The sequence below is a fragment of the Kitasatospora sp. NPDC091257 genome (assembly GCF_044757675.1).
Lineage (GTDB): Bacteria > Actinomycetota > Actinomycetes > Streptomycetales > Streptomycetaceae > Kitasatospora > Kitasatospora lactacystinica.
This window is the reverse complement of the sequence record NZ_JBIVVI010000510.1, coordinates 1-6,127: the sequence shown is the minus strand read 5'-3', so window position 1 is coordinate 6,127 and position 6,127 is coordinate 1. Positions and strand designations below refer to the sequence as shown.

General features: G+C 72.9%; 4 protein-coding genes. All 4 read right to left on the bottom strand.

The features are described from left to right. Window positions 1-31: 31 nt before the first annotated feature. On the bottom strand, window positions 32-2,209 hold the full coding sequence (locus tag ACIQOV_RS22930; RefSeq protein ID WP_401051193.1) for a 3-hydroxyacyl-CoA dehydrogenase NAD-binding domain-containing protein: 2,178 nt from the start codon (window positions 2,207-2,209) through the stop codon (window positions 32-34). 89 nt (window positions 2,210-2,298) lie between these two features. Next, entirely contained in the window at window positions 2,299-3,513 is a 1,215-nt protein-coding gene (locus ACIQOV_RS22925) for an acetyl-CoA C-acetyltransferase (RefSeq protein WP_359900090.1), read from the bottom strand. A gap of 72 nt (window positions 3,514-3,585) precedes the next feature. Continuing rightward, a complete protein-coding gene (locus ACIQOV_RS22920) occupies window positions 3,586-4,728 on the bottom strand; it encodes an acyl-CoA dehydrogenase family protein (protein WP_401051190.1) in 1,143 nt (380 codons plus the stop codon). A 2-nt stretch (window positions 4,729-4,730) separates the two neighbouring features. Further along, window positions 4,731-5,933 (bottom strand): CaiB/BaiF CoA transferase family protein, encoded by a 1,203-nt coding sequence (locus tag ACIQOV_RS22915; protein WP_401051187.1) that lies wholly within the window; start codon window positions 5,931-5,933, stop codon window positions 4,731-4,733. Window positions 5,934-6,127 lie beyond the last annotated feature (194 nt).

Genomic DNA, 6,127 nt, shown 5'->3' with positions numbered 1-6,127 from the left:
CCCACCGGGATCCGAGCAGGTCGGCGGCCGGTCAGTCCGTGAAGGTCCTGCCCTCGGCCGCCACCCGCTCCAGCAGCGCCGGGGGCGCGAACCGCTCGCCGTACGCGGCGGCGAGTTCGCGGGCGCGGGCCGCGAAGCCGGCCGGGCCGCCCTCGTAGCCGTTGATGTACTGGAACACGCCGCCCGTCCAGGCCGGGAAGCCGATGCCGAGGATCGAGCCGACGTTGGCGTCGGCGACCGAGGTCAGCACGCCCTCCTCCAGGCAGCGCACCGAGTCCAGCGCCTCGCTGAACAGCATCCGCTCCTTGAGGTCCTCGAAGGGGACGTCCGCCGCCCCTGCGGGGAAGTGCTCCAGCAGCCCCGGCCAGAGCCGCCCGCGCCTGCCGTCCTCGCCGTACTCGTAGAAGCCCGCGCCGCCGCTGCGTCCGGGGCGGCCGAACTCGTCGACCATCCGGTCGACCACCGCGTCCGCCGGGTGCGGCGTCCAGGTGCCGCCGACGGCCTCGACCGAGCGCCGGTACTCGTCCCGGATCTTGCGCGGCAGGGTGAGGGTGAGCTCGTCCATCAGGGAGAGCACCTTGGCGGGGTAGCCGGCCTGGGCGGCGGCCTGCTCGATGCTGGACGGGTGGACGCCCTCGCCGACCATGGCGACGCCCTCGTTGAGGAACTGGCCGATCACCCGCGAGGTGAAGAAGCCGCGCGAGTCGTTGACCACGATCGGGGTCCGGTCGATCTGCCGGACCAGGTCGAAGGCGCGGGCCAGCGCCTCGTCCCCGGTCCGCGGGCCGCGGATGATCTCGACCAGCCGCATCTTGTCGACCGGCGAGAAGAAGTGCAGCCCGATGAAGTCGCCCTGGCGCTCGACGCCTTCGGCGAGCACGCCGATCGGCAGGGTGGAGGTGTTGGAGCAGAGCAGCGCGTCGGCGTCGACCACGCCCTCGATCTCCCGGAACACCTTGTGCTTGAGCTCGGTGTTCTCGAAGACGGCCTCGATCACCGCGTCGCAGCCGGCCAGGTCGGCGGCCTCGGCGGTGGGGGTGATCCGGGCCAGCAGCTCGTCGCGCCCGGCCTCGGTGGAGCGCCCGCGCGCGACGGCCTTGTTCAGCAGCCCCTCGGAGTAGGCCTTTCCGCGTTCGGCGGCCTCGACGCTGACGTCCTTGAGCACGACGTCGATGCCGGCCTTGGCGCAGGCGTAGGCGATGCCCGCGCCCATCATCCCGGCGCCGAGCACCGCGACCTTGCGGACCGGCCGCTTCTCGACGTCCTTCGGGCGTCCGGCGCCGGAGTTGACCGCCTGCATGTCGAAGAACAGCGCCTGGATCATGTTCTTGCTGGTCTGTCCGCAGACCAGCTCGGTGAAGTAGCGGGCCTCGACGGACATCGCGGTGTCGACGTCCACCTGGGCGCTCTCCACGGCGGCGGCCAGGACGTTGCGCGGGGCCGGGTAGGGCGCGCCGTTCAGCTGCTTGCGCAGGTTGGCCGGGAAGGCGGGGAGGTTGGCCGCGAAGGCCGGGGTGGCCGGGGTGCCGCCGGGGATCCGGTAGCCCTTGACGTCCCAGGGCTGGACGGCGCTCGGGTTGGCCTCGATCCAGGCGCGCGCCCGGGCGGCCAGCTCCTCGGGGGTGTCGACCAGTTCGTGCACCAGTCCGTGCTCCAGCGCCTGCGCCGGACGGTACTGGCGGCCCTGGAGCAGGAACTTCAGCAGGGCGTCGGTGATGCCGAACAGCCGGACCGTACGGACCACGCCACCGCCGCCCGGCAGCAGGCCGAGGGTCACCTCGGGCAGGCCGATCCGGCCGGCGGGGGTGTTCAGCGCGATCCGGTGGTGGCAGGCGAGGGCGATCTCCAGACCGCCGCCGAGCGCACTGCCGTTGAGCGCGGCGACGACCGGCTTGCCGAGGGTCTCCAGCGTGCGCAGCGAGCGCTTGATCCGCATCGACTTCTCGAAGACGGCCGCGGCGTCCTCGGGGCGGGCGGCGGAGAGCATCCGCAGGTCTCCCCCGGCGAAGAAGGTCTTCTTGCCGGAGGTGATCACCACGCCGCGCAGCGCGTCCGAGGACGCCAGGGCAGCCAGCCGCGCGACGACGGTCTCGAAGTCGGCGGCGAAGGCCTCGTTCATGGTGTTGACGGACTGGGCGGGGTCGTCGAGGACGAGGGTGACCACGCCGTCCTGGTCCTGCTCCCAGCGGATGGTGGTGGTGTCGCTCATGGGTTCACGGTCTCCAGGTCTACCGGTCTGCGGAGGAGGTGCCACGCCCGGCGTGTCCCAGGAAGGGTGGCGGCGGGCGACGGGCGGGCTCAGATGCGCTCGACGATGGTGGCGATGCCCATGCCGCCGCCCACGCAGAGGGTGATCAGGCCGTAGCGCAGGTCGCGCCGCTCCAGTTCGTCGATCACGGTGCCGAGCAGCATCGCGCCGGTGGCGCCGAGCGGGTGGCCGAGCGCGATCGCGCCGCCGTTGACGTTCACCTGGTCGTGGCGGAAGCCGAGTTCGCGGATGAAGCGGAGCGCGACCGCGGCGAAGGCCTCGTTGATCTCGACCAGGTCGATGTCGGCGGCGGTGAGCCCGGCCTTGGCGAGCGCCTTGTGGGTGGCCGGGGCGGGGCCGGTGAGCATGATGGTCGGCTCGGAGCCGGAGACGGCCGCGGAGACGATCCGGGCGCGCGGGCGCAGCCCGTACCGTTCGCCGACCTCGCGGTTGCCGATGGCCACCAGCGCCGCGCCGTCCACGATGCCGGAGGAGTTGCCCGCGTGGTGGACGTGGTCGATGGCCTCGACCCAGTGGTACTTCTGGAGGGCGACGGCGTCGAAGCCGCCGGCCTCGCCGATGGCGGCGAAGGAGGGCTTGAGGCCGGCCAGGGTCTCGACGGTGGTGCCGGGGCGGATGAACTCGTCGCGTTCCAGCACGACCAGGCCGTTGCGGTCGCGCACCGGGACGACCGAGCGGTCGAACAGGCCGTCCGCCTGGGCCTTGGCGGCGCGGGCCTGGGACTCGGCGGCGAAGGCGTCCACGTCGGTGCGGGAGAGGCCCTCGATGGTGGCGATGAGGTCGGCGCCGATGCCCTGGGGGGCGAAATTGGTCTCGTAGGCGGTCATCGGGTCGGCGAACCAGGCACCGCCGTCGGAGGCCATCTTCACCCGGGACATCGACTCCACGCCGCCGGCCAGGACGAGGTCCTCCCAGCCGGAACGGACCTTGGCGGCGGCCAGGTTGACGGCTTCCAGGCCGGAGGCGCAGAAGCGGTTCTCCTGGACGCCGGCGACGGTGTCGGGCAGGCCGGCCGCGATGGCGGCGATCCGGGCGATGTCGGAGCCCTGGTCGCCGACCGGGCTGACCACGCCGAGCACGATGTCGTCGATCGCGGCCGGGTCCAGCCCGGGGTAGCGGTTGCGCAGTTCGTGGATCAGTCCGACGACCAGGTCGATCGGCTTGGTGCCGTGCAGCGAGCCGGAGGCCTTGCCCCGGCCGCGCGGGGTGCGGATCGCGTCGTAGACGTACGCTTCGGTGGTCACGGTGGAACGCCTTTCAGCGGGTTTCGGGGCAGGGGGTGAGCGGGGTCGCCCAAAAGCTCAAAGGTGGAACGGTCAGCCGAGGAGGGAACGGCCGACGATCTCCTTCATGATCTCGGTGGTGCCGCCGTAGATGGTCTGGATGCGGCCGTCGGTGAACGCCCGGGCGACCGGGAACTCGCTCATGTAGCCGTAGCCGCCGTGCAGTTGGAGGCAGCGGTCGGCGGTGCGCTTCTGCAGCTCGGTGGCCCACCACTTGGCCATCGAGGCGTCCGTCGGGGTGAGCGCCCAGCGGTTGTGCTCGGTGATGCAGCGGTCCACGAAGGCCCGGGTGACGGCGCACTCGGTGGCCAGTTCGGCGATCTCGAAGCGGACGTGCTGGAGCTTGGCGAGCGGACGGCCGAAGGCCTCGCGCTGCTTGACGTAGTCGGTGGTGATCTCGACCAGGTACTCGGCGCCGGCGATCGCCGCGGCGGCGATGGTGAGCCGCTCCTGGGCGAGGTTCTGCATCAGGTGGACGAAGCCGCCGTTGAGTTCGCCGATCAGGTTCTCCTTCGGCACCCGGACGTCCTCGAAGAACAACTCGGCGGTGTCCTGGGCCTTCTGGCCGATCTTGTCGAGGTTGCGGCCGCGCTCGAAGCCGGGCGTTCCGCGCTCGACGGCCAGCAGGCTCAGCCCGTGCGCGCCGCCCTCGGGGGTGGTGCGGGCGACCACGATCACCAGGTCGGCGAGGATGCCGTTGGAGATGAAGGTCTTGGCGCCGTTGAGCAGGTAGTGGTCCCCCTCGTCGACCGCCTGGGTGCGGATGCCCTGGAGGTCGGAGCCGGTGCCGGGCTCGGTCATCGCGATCGCGGTGATCAGCTCGCCCGAGCAGAAGCCGGGCAGCCAGCGGCGCTTCTGCTCCTCGGTGGCGAGCGAGGTGAGGTACGGGCCGATGATGTCGTTGTGCAGGCCGATCGCCAGGCCGGAGGCGCCGGCCCGGGCGAACTCCTCGGCCAGCACCGCGGCGTAGCGGAAGTCCGGTGTTCCGCCGCCGCCGTACTCCTCGGGGACGGCGAGGCCGAGCAGGCCCTGGCGGCCGGCCGCGAGCCAGGCGGAGCGGTCGACGATGCCGGCCTTCTCCCAGCGGTCGTAGTGCGGCAGCACCTCCTTGGCCAGGAAGGCCCGCACAGTGGCCCGGAAGTCGTCGTGCTGCTCGGTGAAGATCTCGCGCTGCAACGCTACTCTCCTTGCTCTGCCGAAGGGTTGGGGGACGGGATGCCGGGGCCGAGTGGCGGGACGCCGGGTTCCAGGGAGGGGACGCCCCAGTCGCGGGCCACCTCGCCGGTGTCCGCGCCCGGGCGGGCCGGCGGGCGGCGCAGGGCGCCGGGGGTCGCGGAGAAGCGCGGGGCCGGGGCGGGCTGGGTGACACCGTCCGCCTCGACGTACGTCCCGCGCGCCGACAGGTGGCCGTCCACGGCGGCCTGACGCATCGTCAGCACCGGTTCCACGCAGGCGTCCGAGCCCGCGAAGACGGCCTCCCACTCGGCCCTGGTCCGGGTGGCGAAGCGGGCGGCGATCAGGGCCCGCAGCTCGGGCCAGCGGGCCGGGTCGTACTGGCCGGGCGCGTCCGGGCCCAGCTCCAGCAGCCGGGCGAACTCGGCGTAGAAGCGCGGCTCCAGCGCGCCGACGGCCAGGTGCCCGCCGTCGGCCGCCCGGTAGAGCGCGTAGAACGGCGCGCCGCCGTCGAGCAGGTTGACGCCCCGGCGGTCCTGCCAGTGACCGGCCGCCAGCAGGCCCCACAGCATGCTGCCGAGGTGCGCCGCGCCGTCCACGATCGCGGCGTCCACCACCTGGCCCGTGCCGGTGGCCCGGGCGTGGTGCAGACCGGCGAGCAGGCCGACGGCCAGGTAGAGCGAGCCGCCCGCGTAGTCGCCCAGCAGGTTGGCCGGGATGCCGGGGGCCTCCTCGGCCCCGCCCGGCGCGGCCACCATCCCGAGCACCCCGGCGACCGCCGCGTACCCGAGGTCGTGCCCGGCGGTCGCCGCCCGGGGCCCGTGCTGCCCCCAGCCGGTCATCCGCCCGTACACCAGCGCCGGGTTGCGCGCCAGGCACACCTCCGGCCCGACGCCGAGGCGCTCCGCGACACCGGGCCGGTAGCCCTCGATCAGCAGGTCCGCCCGCTCGACCAGGTCCAGCACCCGCCCGGGGCCCTCGGGGGACTTCAGGTCGATCAGCACCGAGCGCTTGTTGCGGTTGCTGAGGTCGTACGCCGGATCGGTACCGAGCGGCGAGGGCTCCGGCCGGTCCACCCGCACCACGTCCGCCCCGAGGTCCCCCAGCAGCATCGCCGCGAAGGGCCCCGGCCCGATCCCGGCGAGCTCCACCACCCGCACACCCGCCAGCGGCCCCCCGGCCTCCGGCGCACCGCTCGCGTCACCCACTGGCAGCTGAACCCTTCCCGACGGGTTTGACAGTAAAGCTGTAACACTCGGGATGATAGGCAAGCGACTCGCCAGTAACAAGACCTCCGCCCTCGCGTCGAACCGCCAATTCCCCCTCGGCCGCGCCCCGCTGAGACCGGCCACTCCCCGCACACCCGGAATGACGGAGGGTGGGTCAGTGCACTGACGGTGCC

What these genes read in the sequence shown, in the direction of transcription:
- ACIQOV_RS22930 (WP_401051193.1), bottom strand. Translation starts at nt 2,209, where the DNA reads ATGAGCGACACCACCACCATCCGCTGGGAGCAGGACCAGGACGGCGTG.